Annotated in this window: 18 protein-coding genes and 1 pseudogene; 10 read left to right on the top strand and 9 right to left on the bottom strand. The window is 77.2% G+C overall.

Annotated features, from left to right (window positions below; all coding sequences use genetic code 11):
• The first annotated feature begins 8 nt into the window (after window positions 1-8).
• From QNH85_RS01140 to QNH85_RS01150, 3 genes are all read left to right on the top strand, one after another.
• The gene (locus QNH85_RS01140; protein ID WP_282944021.1) at window positions 9-458 is read left to right on the top strand and encodes a helix-turn-helix transcriptional regulator; all 450 of its coding nucleotides are present in this window, start codon (window positions 9-11) and stop codon (window positions 456-458) included.
• Between the two features lie 5 nt (window positions 459-463).
• Window positions 464-874, top strand: a complete 411-nt coding sequence (locus QNH85_RS01145; RefSeq protein WP_282944023.1) for a VOC family protein — start codon at window positions 464-466, stop codon at window positions 872-874.
• Between the two features lie 156 nt (window positions 875-1,030).
• Window positions 1,031-3,415, top strand: coding sequence for an ATP-binding cassette domain-containing protein (locus QNH85_RS01150; RefSeq protein WP_282944025.1), 2,385 nt, complete (start codon window positions 1,031-1,033; stop codon window positions 3,413-3,415).
• Between the two features lie 21 nt (window positions 3,416-3,436).
• On the opposite strand, the gene QNH85_RS01155 is transcribed toward QNH85_RS01150, so the two are convergent.
• Together QNH85_RS01155 and QNH85_RS01160 are read right to left on the bottom strand one after the other, a co-directional pair.
• The gene (locus QNH85_RS01155) at window positions 3,437-4,522 is read right to left on the bottom strand and encodes an Ig-like domain-containing protein (protein ID WP_282944027.1); all 1,086 of its coding nucleotides are present in this window, start codon (window positions 4,520-4,522) and stop codon (window positions 3,437-3,439) included.
• Entirely contained in the window at window positions 4,519-5,871 is a 1,353-nt protein-coding gene (locus QNH85_RS01160; protein ID WP_282944029.1) for an RCC1 domain-containing protein, read from the bottom strand. Before QNH85_RS01160 ends, QNH85_RS01155 begins: the two co-directional genes overlap by 4 nt.
• A gap of 295 nt (window positions 5,872-6,166) precedes the next feature.
• On the opposite strand from QNH85_RS01160, the gene QNH85_RS01165 reads away from it, so the two are divergent.
• Together QNH85_RS01165 and QNH85_RS01170 are read left to right on the top strand one after the other, a co-directional pair.
• A complete protein-coding gene (locus QNH85_RS01165) occupies window positions 6,167-6,856 on the top strand; it encodes a YciI family protein (protein ID WP_282944031.1) in 690 nt (229 codons plus the stop codon).
• The gene (locus QNH85_RS01170) at window positions 6,853-8,211 is read left to right on the top strand and encodes an RNA polymerase sigma factor (RefSeq protein WP_282944033.1); all 1,359 of its coding nucleotides are present in this window, start codon (window positions 6,853-6,855) and stop codon (window positions 8,209-8,211) included. The genes QNH85_RS01165 and QNH85_RS01170 overlap by 4 nt, the downstream gene beginning before the upstream one ends.
• Here the strand turns inward: QNH85_RS01170 and QNH85_RS01175 are convergent.
• Window positions 8,136-9,170, bottom strand: coding sequence for a helix-turn-helix transcriptional regulator (locus tag QNH85_RS01175; RefSeq protein ID WP_282944035.1), 1,035 nt, complete (start codon window positions 9,168-9,170; stop codon window positions 8,136-8,138). The two genes, QNH85_RS01170 and QNH85_RS01175, sit on opposite strands and share 76 nt — an antisense overlap.
• Window positions 9,171-9,270: 100 nt before the next feature.
• Here QNH85_RS01175 and QNH85_RS01180 point away from each other — a divergent pair, with 100 nt between their 5' ends.
• The 3 genes from QNH85_RS01180 (at window position 9,271) to sigJ (ending at window position 11,914) form a co-directional block, all read left to right on the top strand.
• A complete protein-coding gene (locus tag QNH85_RS01180) occupies window positions 9,271-9,696 on the top strand; it encodes a VOC family protein (RefSeq protein ID WP_282944037.1) in 426 nt (141 codons plus the stop codon).
• 176 nt (window positions 9,697-9,872) lie between these two features.
• Window positions 9,873-11,021 carry an FAD-dependent oxidoreductase gene (locus QNH85_RS01185; protein WP_282944038.1) on the top strand — a complete coding sequence of 383 codons (1,149 nt, stop codon included), beginning with the start codon at window positions 9,873-9,875 and terminating at the stop codon, window positions 11,019-11,021.
• Entirely contained in the window at window positions 11,018-11,914 is an 897-nt protein-coding gene (gene sigJ, locus QNH85_RS01190) for an RNA polymerase sigma factor SigJ (protein WP_282944040.1), read from the top strand. Before QNH85_RS01185 ends, sigJ begins: the two co-directional genes overlap by 4 nt.
• Before the next feature lie 3 nt (window positions 11,915-11,917).
• Here sigJ and QNH85_RS01195 read toward each other — a convergent pair whose 3' ends face one another.
• Window positions 11,918-12,928, bottom strand: a complete 1,011-nt coding sequence (locus tag QNH85_RS01195) for a hypothetical protein (RefSeq protein WP_282944041.1) — start codon at window positions 12,926-12,928, stop codon at window positions 11,918-11,920.
• Window positions 12,928-13,491, bottom strand: a complete 564-nt coding sequence (locus QNH85_RS01200) for an RNA polymerase sigma factor (RefSeq protein ID WP_282944043.1) — start codon at window positions 13,489-13,491, stop codon at window positions 12,928-12,930. Before QNH85_RS01200 ends, QNH85_RS01195 begins: the two co-directional genes overlap by 1 nt.
• Window positions 13,492-13,694: 203 nt before the next feature.
• Here QNH85_RS01200 and QNH85_RS01205 point away from each other — a divergent pair, with 203 nt between their 5' ends.
• Window positions 13,695-14,435: a phosphatase PAP2 family protein gene (locus QNH85_RS01205; RefSeq protein WP_282944045.1), complete on the top strand. Its 741-nt coding sequence runs from the start codon at window positions 13,695-13,697 to the stop codon at window positions 14,433-14,435.
• Window positions 14,436-14,439: 4 nt separating this feature from the next.
• Here QNH85_RS01205 and QNH85_RS01210 read toward each other — a convergent pair.
• A pseudogene (locus tag QNH85_RS01210) lies at window positions 14,440-14,742 on the bottom strand (RidA family protein); the annotation flags it as partial.
• Window positions 14,743-14,744: 2 nt separating this feature from the next.
• Between QNH85_RS01210 and QNH85_RS01215 the strand changes: the two are divergent.
• Window positions 14,745-14,888, top strand: a complete 144-nt coding sequence (locus QNH85_RS01215) for a hypothetical protein (protein ID WP_282944047.1) — start codon at window positions 14,745-14,747, stop codon at window positions 14,886-14,888.
• A gap of 8 nt (window positions 14,889-14,896) precedes the next feature.
• Here QNH85_RS01215 and QNH85_RS01220 read toward each other — a convergent pair whose 3' ends face one another.
• The 3 genes from QNH85_RS01220 to QNH85_RS01230 all read right to left on the bottom strand — a co-directional run bounded on the left by QNH85_RS01220 (window position 14,897) and on the right by QNH85_RS01230 (window position 16,882).
• Window positions 14,897-15,301: a type II toxin-antitoxin system VapC family toxin gene (locus QNH85_RS01220; RefSeq protein ID WP_282944049.1), complete on the bottom strand. Its 405-nt coding sequence runs from the start codon at window positions 15,299-15,301 to the stop codon at window positions 14,897-14,899.
• Between the two features lie 97 nt (window positions 15,302-15,398).
• A complete protein-coding gene (locus QNH85_RS01225; protein WP_282944050.1) occupies window positions 15,399-16,553 on the bottom strand; it encodes a hypothetical protein in 1,155 nt (384 codons plus the stop codon).
• The gene (locus tag QNH85_RS01230; RefSeq protein WP_282944336.1) at window positions 16,553-16,882 is read right to left on the bottom strand and encodes a PadR family transcriptional regulator; all 330 of its coding nucleotides are present in this window, start codon (window positions 16,880-16,882) and stop codon (window positions 16,553-16,555) included. Before QNH85_RS01230 ends, QNH85_RS01225 begins: the two co-directional genes overlap by 1 nt.
• Window positions 16,883-16,920: the final 38 nt, after the last annotated feature.

Raw genomic sequence — 16,920 nt, forward strand, 5'->3', positions numbered from 1 at the left:
TCGCACCCGTGACCACCGACGCCGCCGGCACGCACCGCCTCCAGGAGCTCGCCCGGCTGCGCCGCGTCCGCGACCGGATCGACCGCGAGTACGCGCAGCCCCTCGACGTCGAGGCGCTCGCCCGGGACGCGCACATGTCGTCCGGGCACCTCAGCCGGCAGTTCAGGCTGGCGTTCGGGGAGTCCCCGTACTCGTACCTGATGACCCGGCGCATCGAGCGCGCCATGGCGCTGCTCCGGCGCGGGGACCTCAGCGTGACCGAGGTCTGCTTCGCCGTCGGGTGCTCGTCGCTCGGCACGTTCAGCACCCGGTTCACCGAGCTCGTGGGGATGCCGCCGAGCGCCTACCGGAAGCAGGAGGCGCAGGCCACCGGCGGGCTGCCGCCCTGCGTCGCGAAGCAGGTGACGCGACCGGTCAGGAATCGAGAAGCACGGACGCCGGTGCCGCACCTAGCGTGACCGGCATGGACATCACCATCCACTCCAGCTTCCTCCCGCACGACGACCCGGACGCCTCGCTGGCGTTCTACCGCGACCTGCTCGGCTTCGAGGTCCGCCTCGACGTCGGCAAGGGCGCGATGCGCTGGCTCACGGTCGGTCCGCCCGGGCAGCCGGACACGTCGATCGTGCTCAACCCGCCGTCCGCGAACCCGGGCCTCACCGACGACGAGCGCCGCACGATCGCCGAGATGATGGCGAAGGGCACCTACGCCGGGCTGCTCCTGGCCACCGCGGACCTCGACGGCACGTTCGAGCGCCTGCAGGCCGCCGACGCCGAGATCATGCAGGAGCCGACGGAGCAGCCGTACGGCATCCGCGACTGCGCGGTGCGGGACCCCGCCGGCAACATGATCCGGATCCAGGAGCGCCGCTGATCCACCCCCGTCGCGGACCCGCCCCCGGGGTCTCCACCTGGCGGGAGCGGCCCCGCTACAGTGGTGCTGCGCCGCGTCGGACCCCCGCCGACACCGCCGTCCCGGCCTGCCCCACCGCCGGCGCACCGCGACCCCCGCCTCACAGACGGAGACCCGATGAGCCTGGCCACCAGCACGCCGACCGCCGAGACGCACGTCGCCGACAGCCACGACCTGATCCGGGTGCGCGGCGCCCGGGAGAACAACCTCAAGGACGTCAGCGTCGAGATCCCGAAGCGCCGGCTGACGGTGTTCACCGGGGTGTCCGGCTCCGGCAAGAGCTCGCTGGTGTTCGCGACGATCGCGGCCGAGTCGCAGCGCATGATCAACGAGACCTACAGCGCGTTCGTGCAGGGCTTCATGCCGACGCTGGCCCGGCCGGACGTCGACGTCCTCGACGGGCTGACCACGGCGATCATCGTCGACCAGGAGCGCATGGGCGCCAACCCGCGGTCGACGGTCGGCACCGTGACCGACGCGAACGCCATGCTGCGCATCGTGTTCAGCCGGCTCGGTCAGCCGCACGTCGGGTCGCCGCAGGCCTTCTCGTTCAACGTCGCCTCCATCAGCGGCGCCGGCGCGGTGACGTACTCCAAGGGCGGGGAGACCACCAAGGAGCGCCGCGAGTTCAGCATCACCGGCGGCATGTGCCCGCGGTGCGAGGGCCGCGGCACCGTGCAGGACTTCGACCTCGCGCAGCTGTACGACGCGGACCGGTCGCTCGCGGACGGCGCCATCACCGTCCCCGGCTACTCGATGGACGGCTGGTCCGGCCGGATCTTCGGCGGCAGCGGGTTCTTCGACATGGACAAGCCCGTGCGGGACTTCACCCCGGCCGAGCTGCACGACCTGCTGCACAAGGAGCCCACCAAGATCAAGGTCGAGGGCATCAACCTCACGTACGAGGGCCTGATCCCGAAGATCCGCAAGTCGATGCTCGCCAAGGACGTCGACGCCATGCAGCCCCACATCCGGGCGTTCGTGGAGCGGGCCATCACGTTCACCACCTGCCCCGACTGCGACGGCACCCGGCTCAACGAGGGCGCGCGGTCGTCGAAGATCCGCGGCATCAGCATCGCCGACGCCTGCGCGATGCAGATCAGCGACCTCGCCGCGTGGGTGCGCGACCTGGACGAGCCGTCCGTGGCGCCGCTCCTGGAGGCGCTGCGCGAGACGCTGGACTCGTTCGTCGAGATCGGGCTGGGGTACCTCTCCCTCGACCGGCCCTCCGGCACGCTGTCCGGCGGCGAGGCGCAGCGCACCAAGATGATCCGGCACCTCGGGTCGTCCCTGACCGACGTGACGTACGTGTTCGACGAGCCGACCATCGGCCTGCACCCGCACGACATCCAGCGGATGAACGAGCTGCTGCTGCGGCTGCGGGACAAGGGCAACACGGTGCTGGTCGTCGAGCACAAGCCCGAGGCGATCGCGATCGCGGACCACGTCGTCGACCTCGGCCCGCGCGCCGGGAGCGGGGGCGGCGAGATCGTGTTCGAGGGCACCGTCGAGGGCCTGCGGGCCAGCGGCACCCTCACCGGGCGGCACCTGGACGACCGCGCCCACGTGAAGGAGTCGGTGCGCCGGCCCACCGGCGCGCTCGAGGTCCGCGGCGCGAGCACGCACAACCTGCGCGACGTCGACGTCGACATCCCGCTCGGGGTGCTGACGGTCATCACCGGCGTGGCCGGGTCCGGCAAGAGCTCGCTGATCCACGGCTCGGTGTCCCGGCACGACGGCGTGGTGGCGATCGACCAGGGCGCCATCCGCGGCTCCCGGCGCAGCAACCCCGCGACGTACACGGGGCTCCTGGAGCCGATCCGCAAGGCGTTCGCGAAGGCCAACGGGGTCAAGCCGGCGCTGTTCAGCGCCAACTCGGCCGGCGCCTGCCCGACCTGCAACGGCGCCGGGGTCGTCTACACCGACCTCGGCATGATGGCGGGCGTCGCCACCACGTGCGAGGAGTGCGAGGGCCGCCGGTTCCAGGCCTCCGTGCTGGAGTACCACCTGGGCGGCAAGAACATCAGCGAGGTGCTCGCGATGCCGGTCACGGAGGCGGAGGCGTTCTTCGGGTCGGGCGACGCCCGGACCCCGGCCGCGCACGCGGTGCTGCAGCGCCTCGCGGACGTCGGGCTCGGCTACCTCAGCCTCGGCCAGCCGCTGACCACCCTGTCCGGCGGCGAGCGCCAGCGGCTCAAGCTCGCCACGCACATGGGGGAGAAGGGCGGGATCCTCGTGCTCGACGAGCCGACGACCGGCCTGCACCTCGCCGACGTCGAGCAGCTGCTCGCGCTCCTGGACCGCCTCGTGGACTCGGGGAAGTCGGTCGTCGTGATCGAGCACCACCAGGCCGTGATGGCGCACGCGGACTGGATCGTCGACCTCGGGCCGGGGGCCGGGCACGACGGCGGCCACGTCGTGTTCGAGGGCACCCCGGCCGACCTCGTGGCGTCCCGGTCGACGCTGACGGGGGAGCACCTGGCGGCGTACGTCGGGGCCTGACGGCCGGGCGCTGCGCCGGGATCAGCGCGGCGGGGTGCCCGCCGCGGCTCGCCGGCTGCGCACGAGCACCCCGCCGAGCGCGATCAGCGCAGCCGCCCCCGCGAGCGCGGTCCCGGTCTCGGCACCGGTCCACGCGAGGCCGCGCGCACCGTGCCCTCGCACGGCGGCACCGGGTCCGGGCGCGCCGCCGGCTCCAGCGGTACCACCGGAGCCGGGGTCCGTGCCGGTGCCCGCGGTGCCGGTGGCGGCGAGGACGCGGATCGAGCCCGTGACCTGGCCGGACGCCGGTCCCGTCAGCACGAGCTCGTGCGCGCCCGGGGCGAACCCGGCGGTCAGGGCGACCGTGAACGTGACGACCCCGTCCGCGTCGGCGGTCGCCTCCCCGAGGCGCAGCTCCTCGGAGAACAGCGACGCGGCCACCCGCTCGCCCGGCTGCAGGTCGGTGGCGGTCACCTGCCCGGTCGTGCCGGTGGTCAGGGTCTGGTCCGCGGGCACCACCGGGAGCCCGACCCGGCGCGCCGCCTCCGGCGAGACGTTGCCGGCCACGTCGCGCGCGTCGGCCGCAGCACGGTCGCCCCGGGGGAGCGCCGGCGCCGGCGCGAGCGACCAGGATCCGTCGGCGCCCGCGGTCACGGACGCCACGACGCCGCGGCTCCCGGAACGCACGGTCACGAGGGAGCCGGGCTCCGCCGTGCCCCGCAGGACGGATCCGTCGGTGGGCCCGATCGCGGGTGCGGCGGGTGCCACGGCATCCACCGTGACGGTCGCGGGCGCCGAGGGGATCCCGTGGCTGTCGACCGCCGTCACCGTCAGCGTCGCGCCGTGCGCCTGCGCCGGCGCGAGCGCGACGTCGAACGACCCGTCGGCCGCGACCGGGGCCGTGCCGACGGTCGTGCCGAGGCCGTCCCGGATGACGACGTCCGTGCCGGCCGGTCCGGTCCCGCGCACGTGCGACGCCGAGGCGGCCCGGGGAGCGGGGGCCGGCGGCGGCACCACGTACAGGAACGCCCCGGGCACCGTCAGGTCGGGTCCGGGCGTCGTCCCGTCGCGCAGCACGGTCGCGAGCCCGACGCCGACGCTCCCCGCACCGTGCGCCGGGGTGGTCACGGCGACCGGGCGTCGTCGAGCGCCTCCAGGTCCGTGCCCGCCAGGCCGTCGAAGCGTGCCTCCCGGACCTGGAGCGGCGACCGGGCGCGCACGGGCAGGCCCGCGTCGCCGGTGGTGCCGTCCCCGATGGCCCCCGACGTGTTCAGGCCCCAGCTCCAGAGCGTGCCGGCGTCGGTGAGCGCGGAGGCGTGGAAGCCCTCGGCCGCCACGGCCGTCACGGTGCTGCCCGCAAGAACCGCGACCTTGCGCGGCGCGTCGCCGAGGAGACGGCTCGGGTCGCCGAGCGTGCCGACGCCACCCCAGGTCCACACCGACCCGTCGGCCCCCAGCGCGACGGCGGTGGTCGTGGACAGCGCGACGGAGGTCACCCGGACGCCGGCGAGCGCCGTGACCTGCTGCGCCGACGCGGCGGACGAGCCGATCGCCCCGTCCCCGAGCTGGCCCCAGCCGCCCGCGCCCCACATCCACAGCGTGCCGTCGGACGCGACCGCGGCCGAGGTGTCGCCCCCGGCGGCGATCGCGACGACCGTCCGCGCGCCCCAACCGGTGGCCTGCACCGGCACCTCCGTGGAGGTGCCCTGGCCGTCGCCGAGCTGCCCGTAGTCCCCGCGCCCCCAGGCCCAGACGGTGCCGTCGTCCTGGAGCGCCAGGGAGTGCGAGGCCCCGGCGGCGACCGCGGTGATGGTGCGGCCGGCCATCGTCGGGACGCCGACCGGCAGCGAGGCACCGGGGACGGAGGTCGTGTACCCGAGCTGCCCGTGGCTGTTCGACCCCCACGCCCAGGGGCGCCCCAGCGCGTCGACGGCGAGGTTGTGCGCGTCGCCGGCCGAGACCGTCAGGACGTCGTGGCCGCCGAAGCCGCCGACCTGGCCGGGTGTCGCGCGCGACGAGCTGGCCCCGTTGCCGAGCTGCCCGCTGGAGCCCAGCCCCCAGCTCCAGACGCGGCCGTCCGCGGTGCGGGCGAGGGTGTGCGCCGACCCGCCGGTGATCTCCGTGATCGTCCCGGGCACGCCCGTCACCGGCGTGCGGACGGTGCGGTCCGTCGTCGTGCCGTCACCGAGCTGCCCGTGGTCGTTGCGGCCCGTGCCCCAGAGCCGGCCGTCGTCGGTCACCGCGAACGACGTCGCGGCCCCGGCCCCGACCAGGGCGTAGGTGGACCCGGGGACCTCGAGCTCGACCCGCGTCCCGCCCGCCGTGGAACCGGCGTCGGGCACGGGAGCCGCCACCGCCGCCGGCGCCGCGGCGAGGAGCGCGACCAGCAGGGCGGCGGCGGTGGACCGCAGCCGGGCCCGGCTGCCGCGCGCGGCGGTGCGGGTCGGCAGGGCGCGGGCGAGGTCGGCGGGGCGCATCGCGGCGGTTCCTTCGTCGTGCGGGCGGCGCCGGTGGCGGCACGGGTCACGGGCGGACGCGTCACGACGCAGGTCACGACGCCGCGTCAGCATAGGGCGCGCCGCCCGCGACGGGCAGGGGTCTCACCCGGTCGGCCCGGGTCCTGGCGACGCGTGCGGCGGGACCCGCGGGGCGCGGGGCCTACGAGGACCCCCCTCGACCGGGATGTCGCCGGTCCCGGATGATGCCGGGGTGTCCTCGTGACGCCGACCTGTGCGTCGTGCTGCTGACAGACCGACGAACCGAGGAGGAGCCATGACGTACGTGACGTTCGTGCGGGTGGGTGCCGACGCCGCACCGACCGCCGAGGAGGCCGACCCCACCGCCTGGGTGGAGCGCGCCGACCGAGCCGGGCGGCGGGAGGGCCACCGGCTGGCCGAGGCGGGCTCGGCCACCACCGTGCGGGTGCGGGACGGGCGCACGCTGGTGACCGACGGCCCGTTCGCCGAGTACAAGGAGCTGGTGGGCGGGTTCGACGTGCTGGACGTGCCGGACCTGGAGCAGGCCGTCGCCCTCGCGGCGGAGCACCCGGCCGCGCGGTTCGGGGCGATCGAGGTGCGGGAGGTGTGGCCGTTCGACGGGGCGGAGCCCGACGGGCACGTCCTGGCCCCCGACGAGGCGGGCGCCGGGCACTACCTCCTGCTCATGGGCGAGGTCCCCGACGGGACGCCGCAGCCCGACGAGCCGCCGACCGCGTGGGCCGAGCGGATGCGGGGGACCGACCTCGGGGGGCACCGACTGCGGCCGCCCGCCGAGGCGCGCACGGTGCGGGTCCGCGACGGCCGGACCGTCGTCGCCCGGGGCCCGTACGCGGAGGTCGCCGAGCAGGTCGCGGGCGTGGCGCTCATCGCGGCGCCGGACCTGGACGCCGCGATCGACGTCGCCGCGCAGCACCCGGCGGCCACTGCCGGGGCGGTCGAGATCCGGCCCCTCTGGCAGTGGTGACCGGCGTCGACGACGCCCTCACCCGCGCCTTCCGGGACGAGTGGGGGCGGGTCGTGGCGACGGTGATCCGGGTGACGGGGGACTGGGCGCTGGCCGAGGACTGCGCGCAGGACGCCTTCACCGCCGCCACCCGCACCTGGCCCCGGGACGGCGTGCCCGACCGTCCCGGGGCGTGGCTCACGACGGCGGCGCGGCGCAGCGCCCTGGACCGGCTGCGTCGCTCGGGCACCGAGGCGCGGCACCGGGCGGAGGTGGCGGCGATGACGAACGGCGGCACCGTGCCCGGGCCGGAGCCCGACGACCCGCGCGAGCTCCCGGACGACCGGCTGGCGCTGATCGCGACGTGCTGCCACCCGGCGCTCGCGCTCGAGGTGCAGGTGGCCCTGACCCTGCGCACGCTGTGCGGCCTGAGCGTCGCGGAGATCGCCCGCGCGTTCGGCACGTCGGAGGACGCGATGGCCAAGCGGCTGGTCCGGGGGCGGCGCAAGATCGCCGACGCCCGCATCCCGTACCGCGTGCCGCCCGCCGACCGGCTGCCCGAGCGGCTGGACGGCGTCCTCGCGGTCGTCTACCTGCTGTTCTCCGAGGGCTACGCCGCGAGCGCCGGGGCCGACCTGGTGCGGCTGCGGCTGTGCGACGAGGCGGTGCGGCTGGCGCGGCTGGTGGCGCGGCTCGTGCCCGACGACCCGGAGGTGCACGGGCTGCTGGCCCTCGTGCTGCTCCAGGACTCGCGCCGGGCCGCCCGGGCCGACGCGCAGGGCGACCTCGTGCCGCTGGAGGACCAGGACCGCGCGCTCTGGGATGCGGGCCAGATCGCCGAGGGCGTGGGTGCGCTGGCCGTCGCGCGCGACCTCGTCGCCCGCGGAGGGCGGGTCGGGCCGTACCTGCTGCAGGCGCGGATCGCCGCGGAGCACGCGCGCGCGGGGTCGTCGGGCGCGGGCTCGTCGGGCGCGGGGCCGTCCGGCGCGGAGCCATCGGGTGCGGGGCTGTCCGACGCGGGCACCGACTGGCCCACGGTCGTGCGGCTGTACGACGACCTGCTCGGCGTGGCCCCGTCGCCGTTCGCGGGGCTCGCGCGCGCCGTGGCCGTGGGCATGGCGCAGGGACCGGAGGCGGGGCTGGCGGCCGTCGACGCGGTGGCCGGCGACCCGAGGCTGGCGGGCAGCCACTACGTGGTCGCGGCACGGGCCGACCTGCTGCGCCGCGCGGGGCGCCGGGCGGAGGCGGGGGCCGCCTACCGGGAGGCGCTGGACCTCGTCGCGAACGAGGCAGAGCGCCGCTACCTCGCGCGGCGGCTGGGGGAGGTGTCCGGGGGCGTCGCTGCTCCGGGCGACGCGGCTGAACCGGAGGCCTGAGCCGCGCGCGTGAGGCGTCCGGCCAGGCGTGTGCACGCCTCGGCCAGCTCCGGCGGCCCCACCACGTCGACCTCCGCGTCGAGCCGCCCGAGCTCCGCCGCCAGCCCGGTCCACGACCACGACCCGAGCACGAGGCGGCACCGGTCCGGCGCGAGCTCCTCCACCACGCCGTCGCGCGCCCACGGCGCCACGTCCCGGGCCGGGGCGTGCACGACGACCTCGCCCCGGCACGGCCACGGCCCGTCCGGGCCGGTCGCCCCGCGGAACCGGCCCGTCAGGAACGCCGCGACGTCGCCGCCGGGCAGGTCCCGCGGGGCGAAGCGGGGTCCGCCGGCGGTGCGCAGCCGCATCCGGTCGGCGCGGAACGTCCGCCAGTCCGCGCGGTCCGGGTCCCACGCCACGAGGTACCAGCGTCCCCCGCGCGTCACCAGGTGGTGCGGCTCCGCGGTGCGTGGCGGTCCCTCAGCCGGCCGGCCCGGCGCGGCGTAGTCGAACCGCACCGCCTCGTGCCGCTGGATCGCGGTGCTGAGCGCGACGAGCACTGCCGGGTCGACGGCCACGTGCGCTGCGACGGGCTCGGCGGACGCCACGAGCACCGAGTCCACGCGCGGTCGCAGCCTCGTGGGCATCAGCTCCCGCAGCGTGCGCAGGGACCGGGCCGCGGCCTCGCCGACGTCGGCTCCGGAAGCAGCCGCGGTCTGCAGGGCGACCGCGAGCGCGACCGCCTGCTCGTCGTCGAACAGCAGCGGCGGCAGCCGGGCGCCCGCGTCGAGGCGGTAGCCGCCCTCGCGCCCGCGGGTGCTCGCGATCGGGTAGCCGAGCTCGCGGAGCCGGTCGACGTCCCGGCGGACGGTGCGGTCGCTCACCTCGAGCCGGTCCGCGAGGACGGTCGCGGGCCAGTCCCGCCGCTCCTGCAGCAGCGAGAGCAGGGCGAGCAGGCGGGCGGAGGTCGTCGGCACGGGACGAGTCTCCCGCAGTATCCGGACACATCCTGTCCGGATGGGCTGCGACGGTGCTCCTGCGCCGGACGGACCGGCGCACGGACACCAGGAGTCACCCATGTCGCTCACCACCACCACCCACATCAACCTGCGCGGCGACGCCCGCGCGGCCCTCGAGCTCTACCGGTCCGTCTTCGGCGGGGAGCTGACGGTCGTCACCTACGCCGACGCGGGCGCCGTCCAGCGGCCGGAGGAGGCCGACCAGGTCATGTGGGGCCAGGTCGAGTCCGCGGACGGGTTCCGCGTGATGGCGTACGACGTGCCCGCGTCCCTGCCGTGGGAGGCCGGGCGCAACGCGTACTTCGTCTCGGTCCGGGGCGCGTCGGCGGACGTCGTCACGGAGCGCTGGGCGCGGCTGAGCGAGGGCGCCACGGTCATCGTGCCGCTCGCGCCGGCCGGCTGGGCGCCGCTGTACGGGATGCTGCAGGACCGGTTCGGGGTGGTGTGGGTGCTCGACGTCGCGGCGGCGTACGACCCGGCCTGACGGGGCCCCGCCACGGGCGGTGGAAGGTTCGGGCGGACTCGCCGGCGGTGTGTCCGTCCGAACCTTCCACCCAGGGGCGCGCCGTACCAACTAGTACGGATGGTGTGGCGCGGCTCACTGTCACGCCGGTGCCCCCTCGGCCGTCTGGTGGGGGAGAACCGGACGAAGGAGGAGACGTGACGCAGCGGGTCGTGGTGGTGGGCGGCGGGTACGCCGGGGTGATGGCGGCCAACCGCCTCGCCGGGTCGGAGGGCCGCGGTTCGCGGCGGTCGCGCGGGCCGCGGGGTGCGGTCGAGGTGGTCCTCGTGAACGAGCGGGACGCGTTCGTGGAGCGGATCCGGCTGCACGAGTACGCCGCGGGCGTCCGACCGCTGCCGGTGCGCCCGTTCGGTGACGTGCTGCACCCGGCGGTGCGGCTCGAGGTCGGCCGGGCCGAGCGGATCGACCCGGCCGGGCGCCGGGTCCTGCTCGCCGACCGGGAGGTCCCGTACGACGTCCTCGTGTACGCGGCCGGGTCGACGGCCCGCACCGACGCCGGCACCGACGCCGGCACGGACGAGCCCGACGTCGCCACCGCGGAGAGCGCGACCGTCGCCCGCGAGCGCGTCCGCGCCCTCCCGCCCGGAGCGGCGGTGCTCGTCCGCGGTGCCGGGCACACCGGGGTCGAGCTCGCGGCCGAGCTCCGCGGGCGGCGCCCCGACCTCGCCGTGCACCTGCTGGCGCGCGGTGGGGTGGCACCGGCGCTCGGCGCGCGCGGCGCCCGCGCGGCGGCGGTGCGACTCGGCCGGCTCGGCGTCACCGTGCACGCGTCGGAGCGGACGCTGCCGTCGACCGCCCTCACCCTGCGCGCCGACGGCTTCGCCGGGGCGTCGCTCGCGGCAGCCAGCGGGCTGCCTGTCGACGAGCGCGGGCGGCTGCTCGTCGGTCCCGACCTGCGGGCGGCGGGCGACCCGCGGGTGGTCGGAGCCGGCGACGGGTGCCGGGTGGTCGGTCCCGGCACGGACCACCTGCGCATGGGGTGCGCCGCGGCGCTGCCGCAGGGCGCGCACGCCGCGGACGTGGCGCTGGCGGTCCTCGACGGGCGGCCCGCGCCGGTGCTGGATGCCGGCTTCGCGCTCCAGTGCGTGAGCCTGGGGCGCGGCGATGGCATCATCCAGACCGTGCGACCCGACGACACCGCCCGCGCGCTGCGCCTGCACGGCGTCGCGGCCGCCGGGGTCAAGGAGCTCGTGTGCCGCCGGACCGTGCACTGGCTGGCCGGTGAGGCGCGTCGCCCCGGCTCCTACCGGTGGCCGGCAGGCCCACGGACCGCGGCGCCCGCGTGAGCCCGGCGGACGACGTCTTCCTGCGGCACCGCGGGCTCGTCTTCACGATCGCCTACGACCTGCTCGGCTCGGTGGCCGACGCGGAGGACGTCGTGCAGGACGCGTACGAGCGGTGGACGACCCGCGCGGTGGACCCGGACGACGCCCGCGCCTACCTCGCGCGGCTCGCGACGAACCGGTGCCTGGACGTGCTGCGGTCGGCGCAGCGGACCCGCGTCGACTACGTCGGCCCCTGGCTGCCGGAGCCGCTGCCGACGGGCGACCCGCACGGCGGCCCGGAGGAGCGCGCCGTCGAGGCCGACCGGGTGTCGGCGGCGCTGCTCGTCCTCCTGCAGACCCTCGGGGACCGGGAGCGCGCCTGCTACGCCCTGCGCGAGGTCTTCGGCTTCTCGTACACGGAGGTCGCCCGCGCGGTCGGCGGCCACGAGGCCGCGGTGCGGCAGGCGGTGCACCGGGCGCGCGAGCGGGTGCAGGCGCGCCGGGAGCGGTTCGCGGTCGACCCGCGGGCGCACGCCGACGTGGTCGCGGGGTTCCTCGCCGCGGCGCGGGACGGCGACGTGGCGGGGCTCCTCGCGCTGCTCGCCCCGGGCGTGGTGCTCACCGTCGACGGCGGGGGCCGCGTCACCGCCGCCCGCCGGCCGGTGCACGGCGCCGACGCGGTGGTCCGGTTCCTCCTCGGGCTGCGCGCGCGGCAGGGGAGCTCCGCCACGGTCGCGCCGGCGGTCCTCAATGGGCAGGCGGCCGCCCTCGCGGTGGAGGACGGCGTCGTGTCCACGACGTTCCAGTTCGCGGTCGGCGACGGCGTGGTGCAGGAGATCTACGTGGTGCGCAACCCCGACAAGCTCGCGCGGGTCACCCGCCCGCGGCCCGGAGCCTCCGCGCCGCGGGCGTGAGCCTCAGGCGGGGGGAGCCGCCGTCTCAGGGCCGCGGAGCGTGACCTGGACGCTCCCCCCGACCTCGAGGTCGACGCGGGTGCAGGTGGCCTCCGGGTCCTCCACCACGGTGGTCGGCCAGTGGTGCTCGCTGCCCAGTGCCCGGTCGACCACGGCCTCGGCGTCCGCGAGGCCGAGGCACTGCTCGGCCACCCCGGCACGCAGCGCGTCGCGCAGGTCCTGCACCCACGGCACCATGTCCCCGGTGGAGACGAGGGTCTCCAGCGTGTCGACCCCCAGCGGGTGAACCACGAGCACACGCGCGTCCGCGTCCGGTCCGACGCTCGCGCACGCGCCCCCGGGCGGCTCCGGAGCCGCGCGCAGCTCCACCCGCCACGTCGACAGCCCGAGCCGGTCGAGCTCGGCCTGCGCCGCCGCCATCGCCTCCTCCGGGGTGGCACAGGCCGAGCGCACGCCGTCGACGTAGTCGTGGAACGTGGCCTCGAGCTCGCGGACGGCGCGGTCCTGGGGTGTCGACCCCGGCAGCAGGATCGCGTCCCGCGGCACCTGGTCCGCGGGAGCGACGACCACCGGGTGCCACGCGTCGCGGAACGCCACCGGGTCGGGGATCGGCGGCAGGCCCACGAGCTCCTGGTAGTGCGCGCAGTCGGCCACCGGGTCGCCCGTGAGCACCGGGCCGCCGCTCGACTCCGGGCCCACGGTGCCGAGCTCCCCGTAGGCGAGCGTGCACGTCACGCCGTCGGCGCCGCCGTCGCCCGCGTACCAGCTCTGGTACCCCGCGTAGGCGGCCCCGCCGCCCACCAGCGCCGCCACGACACCGCCCGCCACGACGGTGCGGCGAGCCCAGCGCCGCCGCGGCCCCCGGGTCGGTGCCGTGCCGGCCGCGGCGGCGGGGACCGCGTCGCGCAGGGCGCCGAGCGCCTCCGGGCCCACCCGTGCCAGGTCGACGCGGAGCGCCGGGTCGGCCGCGCGCAGTGCCGCCAGGACGTCCCCGGTCGTGGTCTCGTCGCGCATCATGCCTCCTCGGTGGTCGGGCGGGCGGTGCCGGTCAGCACCCGTGGTGGGGGCGAGGCCGCGACGGGGTCGCCGTCGGCGGTCATCCGGGCCATCTGCTCCATCAGACGCCGCCGGGCCCGGTGCAGGCGGACCCGGACCGCGGTGCGCGAGATCCCGAGGACCAGGGCGATCTCGTCGCGCGCCAGCTCCTCCCACGCGACGAGCCGCAGCACCTCCTGGTCGGGTCCCGGCAGGCGCTGCATGGCCGCGACCACCCCGGTCGCGGGGGACTCGTCCTCGACCGCCAGCTCCGTGAGCGAGTCCCGCAGGCGCTCGGCGAGCGCGTGCCGACGACGCTCGCCGCGGTACAGGTTCGCCAGCACCCGCCGCGCCACGCCGAACAGCCAGGGCCGCGCCGCGTCGCCGTCCGGGACGTCGTCGAGCCGGCGCCAGGCGACCAGGTACGTCTCGGCGACGACGTCCGCCGCGTCGGCCGGGTCGCTGACGCGGCGCACGGCGTACGCGAGCAGCGGCTGGTGCGTGCGGTCGAACAGCGCGGCGAACCGCTCCTCCGGGGTCATGGGTGCCCTTCCACGTCGGCAGCTTCCACCCCCGACGTGTCCGGCGGCGGCCCGAGCGTTACCGGTGCCTGGCCGTCGGACCCTAGCGGGCCCGCTGTCGGACCTGGGTCGGACGCCGGTCGGACCCACGTCGGACCGGCCCGGCGGCGCGATCCGACCCCGGGCCGACGGCCGCGCCGGTCGGGTTCCGTAGCGTCGTCCGCATGCCTGCCGACGTCCGCCACCCGTCCGCCCCCTTCGCCGTGCTCGGCCTCCTGGTCGCCGTGGTCCTGCTGCTGCCGCTGCCGGGCAGCCTGAACGTGGTCGTCGCGCAGTGGGCGGCGGCGTCCCCCGCCCGGCTCCCGGCGGTCGACCTCGTGTCGCCCGCGGCCCTCGCGCTGCTGGCAGCCGGGGTCGTCGTGGCCGGGCTGCACGCGTGGCGCACGCGACCCGGCTCGCTGCCGGGGGTCGTCGGCGCCGCGGTCGGGGTGGTGCTGGCGTACGGCACGAGCGAGGGGCTCAAGCTCGTGCTCGCGCAGCCGCGTCCGTGCTCGCGCTGGGACGGCGTCCCGCACTGCCCGCCGGCGGGGGACTGGTCGCTCCCGTCCAACCACGCCACGGTCGCGTTCGCCGCCGTGGTCGTCATCGCGGTCGCCGCCCGGCGTGTGTGGGTCACCTGGGCGGCGGTGGGCATCGCGCTGGTCGCCGGGGCCGGGCGGGTGCTGGAGGGCGTCCACTACCCGCACGACGTCGCCGCGGGCGCCGTGGTCGGCACCGGCGTGGCGGCGGGTGCGGCGTGGGGGCGTCGCCGCCCCGCGCCGCGGGCTCCGCGGGCGCGGCACGCGGGCGTAGCCGCCGACCGCGCCCGCGCCGGACCGCGTCGGTCCGGGCCCGCGTCAGTCGAGGACCGGTGGCCTCGACCTCCACGAGCACGTCCGGCTCGAACAGGTAGTCCACCCCGATGAGCGACGACGGCGGCATCGGCTGCGGCAGGCCGAGCTCCTCCGCGACGCGCTCGACGCCCGCCATGAAGTCGCCGATCCTCTCGGGGCTCCACGCCGTCACGTAGAACGTCAGACGCACGACGTCGTCGAACGTGGCCCCCGCCGACCGCAGACCCAGCGCGGTGCTGCGCAGCGCCGCGGACACCTGCCCCGCGAGGTCGCCCGGCGCGAGCGGCTGTGCCTGGGCGTCGCGCGCGATCTGGCCGGCGACGTGGACGTGGCGGCTGCCGGTGCCGACCGCGACGTGGGCGTAGGGGGTGGGCTGCATCGGTGGTGCACGAGCGTCCGGTCGCGGTCGAGTACCGCATCACCCCGCTCGGCAAGACGCTCCGCGAGCCGGTCGACGCGCTGCTGCGCCGGACGACGACGCACATGGCGGAGGTGGAGCGGGCGCGCGCCCGGTTCGACGGCTGAGCGGCGCCTCAGGCCAGCGAGGTCAGCAGCGCGAACGCCGCCGTCGGCACGATGTCCGCGACCCGCCGCGCGAGCGCCTCGTCCGCGGTGACGAGCACGTCGGCCTGGAGCTTCGCGACGGCGACGTACTCGGCGTCCGCGGTGTCGTCCCAGCCGAGCTGCGCGGCGACCTGCCAGGCGACGGCCCGGGACACGCGGTCGCCGAGCAGCCGGATCCTCGTCGTCGTGACGCCGTCCAGCAGGGTGCGGGCCTCGTCCTCGCCGAGCGCACCGCGCCGGACGTCCCGGTACAGGGACGACAGCACCTGCGAGCGGAGCAGGGTCGGCGCGACGAGCTGGTGCCCGGGCGGCACGACGACGCCCTCCCGGACCAGGCGGATCGCGGTGGCGGCATCGATCGCGACGCGTGTCATGGCCCGATCCTGCACCCGGCCGCCGACAGCCGCGGGGCGGTGCCTCCGTGCGGGGAGGACGTGTGCCCGGTGGCAGCGCACCGGCGTGCGCGGCGGGTCAGCCGATCGGGGCGGCCGGGCCGCTCTGCGCCTCCGGACGCGGCGCGACGGTCCCGGGCGGCAGCCACACCGTCGCCGGCAGGTGCCCCGCCACGGGGCGGTCGGGCGTGTCCGGCCGACCCAGCACCGCCCGGAGCACGTCGATGCCGGCGTTCGCACGGGTCCGGCCGGAGGCGACGACGCGACGGGCGCCGACGAGCACCGGCAGAGCCGCGGCCGCCGCGACGCCGAGGGGCAGGGCGAGCGCCGCGGCGAGGTCGGGCACCATGGCGGTGAGCATCGCGATCACGAGGGCCGCGGCGGCGAGGCGTCCCCAGCCGTCCGCGCGCATCGCGACGAGGTGGCGCGCCGGCTGCTCCGCGGGCACCCACCGCAGCAGGCGCCGTCCGGCACCGCGAGCGAGCAGGAGGCCGACGAGGGCTGCGCCCACGACCGCGGCTGCGGCGCCGCCGCGCATGCCCGTCGTCACGGGAGCGCTGGTGAGCTCGACGCACGCGCGGGCGCACGGGGCGACCGCCACCACCGCGTCCGCGGTCGCCAGGAGGACCGCGCTGCCGAGGAGGGTGCCGAGCACCCACGCGACGGCCGCCGAGAGCCAGGCCCGGGCCGCGAGCCGGGGGCGGGCGACGACGGCGGGGACGCGCCCGCTCGCCGTCACGACCTCGCCCGGGCGCACGACGAGGTGCTTCGCGATGTCGGCCTCGCGCACCCAGCGCCCGCGCAGGGACCCGTGCAGGAGCAGGACCGCGACGAACGTGGCGATGATCGACCGTTCCGGGCCCTCGCCGGTCACGAGCGCGTACCCACCGGCACCGAGCGCGAAGCCCAGTGCGAGCGCCAGCACCCGGCGGAGCGGGTACCACGGGCCCTCCAGGTCGTCCCGGACCCAGTCCCGGTACCGCGGGGGAAGGCGCGCCTCGAGCAGGAGGTAGGCGAGGTACGCGGCGGCAGGCGGGTGCTCCCGCCACCGCGTCGCCCAGCCGCCCCGCAGCAGGCCGATCCCCGATCGCAGGTCCAGCCGGCGGGCGCCCTCCGGCGCGAGGTCGGCGAGCAGGTCCGTCACCTCGGCGGCACGGGCGGCGCGCCACCGCGGCGGGTAGGCGAGCAGCCAGCGGGACACCGACCGGGCGAACGCCGGGTCGACCGCGGGCATCAGGCGGTCCCCGGACGAGGGACGCCACCCAGAAGGCGGTCCGCGCGGCGGGCCAGCGCGCGCAGCCGGGCGGTCTCGGCGGTGAGCGCGTCGTGGCCGGCCGGGGTCAGGCGGTAGTAGCGGCGCAGCCGCCCGTCGACCACGACCTCGCCCGAGGCCTCGGCGTACCCGGCGGCCACCAGCCGGTCGAGGACCCCGTAGAGCGTGCCGGCACTCAGCCGCACCGCGCCGCTCGACAGCGCCACGACCTCCTGGACGACGCCGTAGCCGTGCCGCGGCCGGTCGGCCAGCGCCAGCAGCACCAGGTACGCCTGCTCGGTGAGTCGCATCGCCACGGTCGATATATATCGTCCCGCGACCTATCGGA

The organism is Cellulomonas endometrii, from assembly GCF_949769265.1.
GTDB classification, from domain to species: Bacteria; Actinomycetota; Actinomycetes; order Actinomycetales; family Cellulomonadaceae; genus Cellulomonas; species Cellulomonas endometrii.

Coding starts and splice junctions, on each gene's coding strand:
- QNH85_RS01195 (WP_282944041.1), bottom strand. CDS start 12,928: ATGCGCGACGAGACCACGACCGGGGACGTCCTGGCGGCACTGCGCGCG.
- QNH85_RS01200 (WP_282944043.1), bottom strand. CDS start 13,491: ATGACCCCGGAGGAGCGGTTCGCCGCGCTGTTCGACCGCACGCACCAG.
- QNH85_RS01230 (WP_282944336.1), bottom strand. CDS start 16,882: ATGCGACTCACCGAGCAGGCGTACCTGGTGCTGCTGGCGCTGGCCGAC.
- QNH85_RS01205 (WP_282944045.1), top strand. CDS start 13,695: ATGCCTGCCGACGTCCGCCACCCGTCCGCCCCCTTCGCCGTGCTCGGC.
- QNH85_RS01165 (WP_282944031.1), top strand. CDS start 6,167: ATGACGTACGTGACGTTCGTGCGGGTGGGTGCCGACGCCGCACCGACC.
- QNH85_RS01160 (WP_282944029.1), bottom strand. CDS start 5,871: ATGCGCCCCGCCGACCTCGCCCGCGCCCTGCCGACCCGCACCGCCGCG.
- QNH85_RS01180 (WP_282944037.1), top strand. CDS start 9,271: ATGTCGCTCACCACCACCACCCACATCAACCTGCGCGGCGACGCCCGC.
- QNH85_RS01150 (WP_282944025.1), top strand. CDS start 1,031: ATGAGCCTGGCCACCAGCACGCCGACCGCCGAGACGCACGTCGCCGAC.
- QNH85_RS01225 (WP_282944050.1), bottom strand. CDS start 16,553: ATGCCCGCGGTCGACCCGGCGTTCGCCCGGTCGGTGTCCCGCTGGCTG.
- QNH85_RS01220 (WP_282944049.1), bottom strand. CDS start 15,301: ATGACACGCGTCGCGATCGATGCCGCCACCGCGATCCGCCTGGTCCGG.
- QNH85_RS01145 (WP_282944023.1), top strand. CDS start 464: ATGGACATCACCATCCACTCCAGCTTCCTCCCGCACGACGACCCGGAC.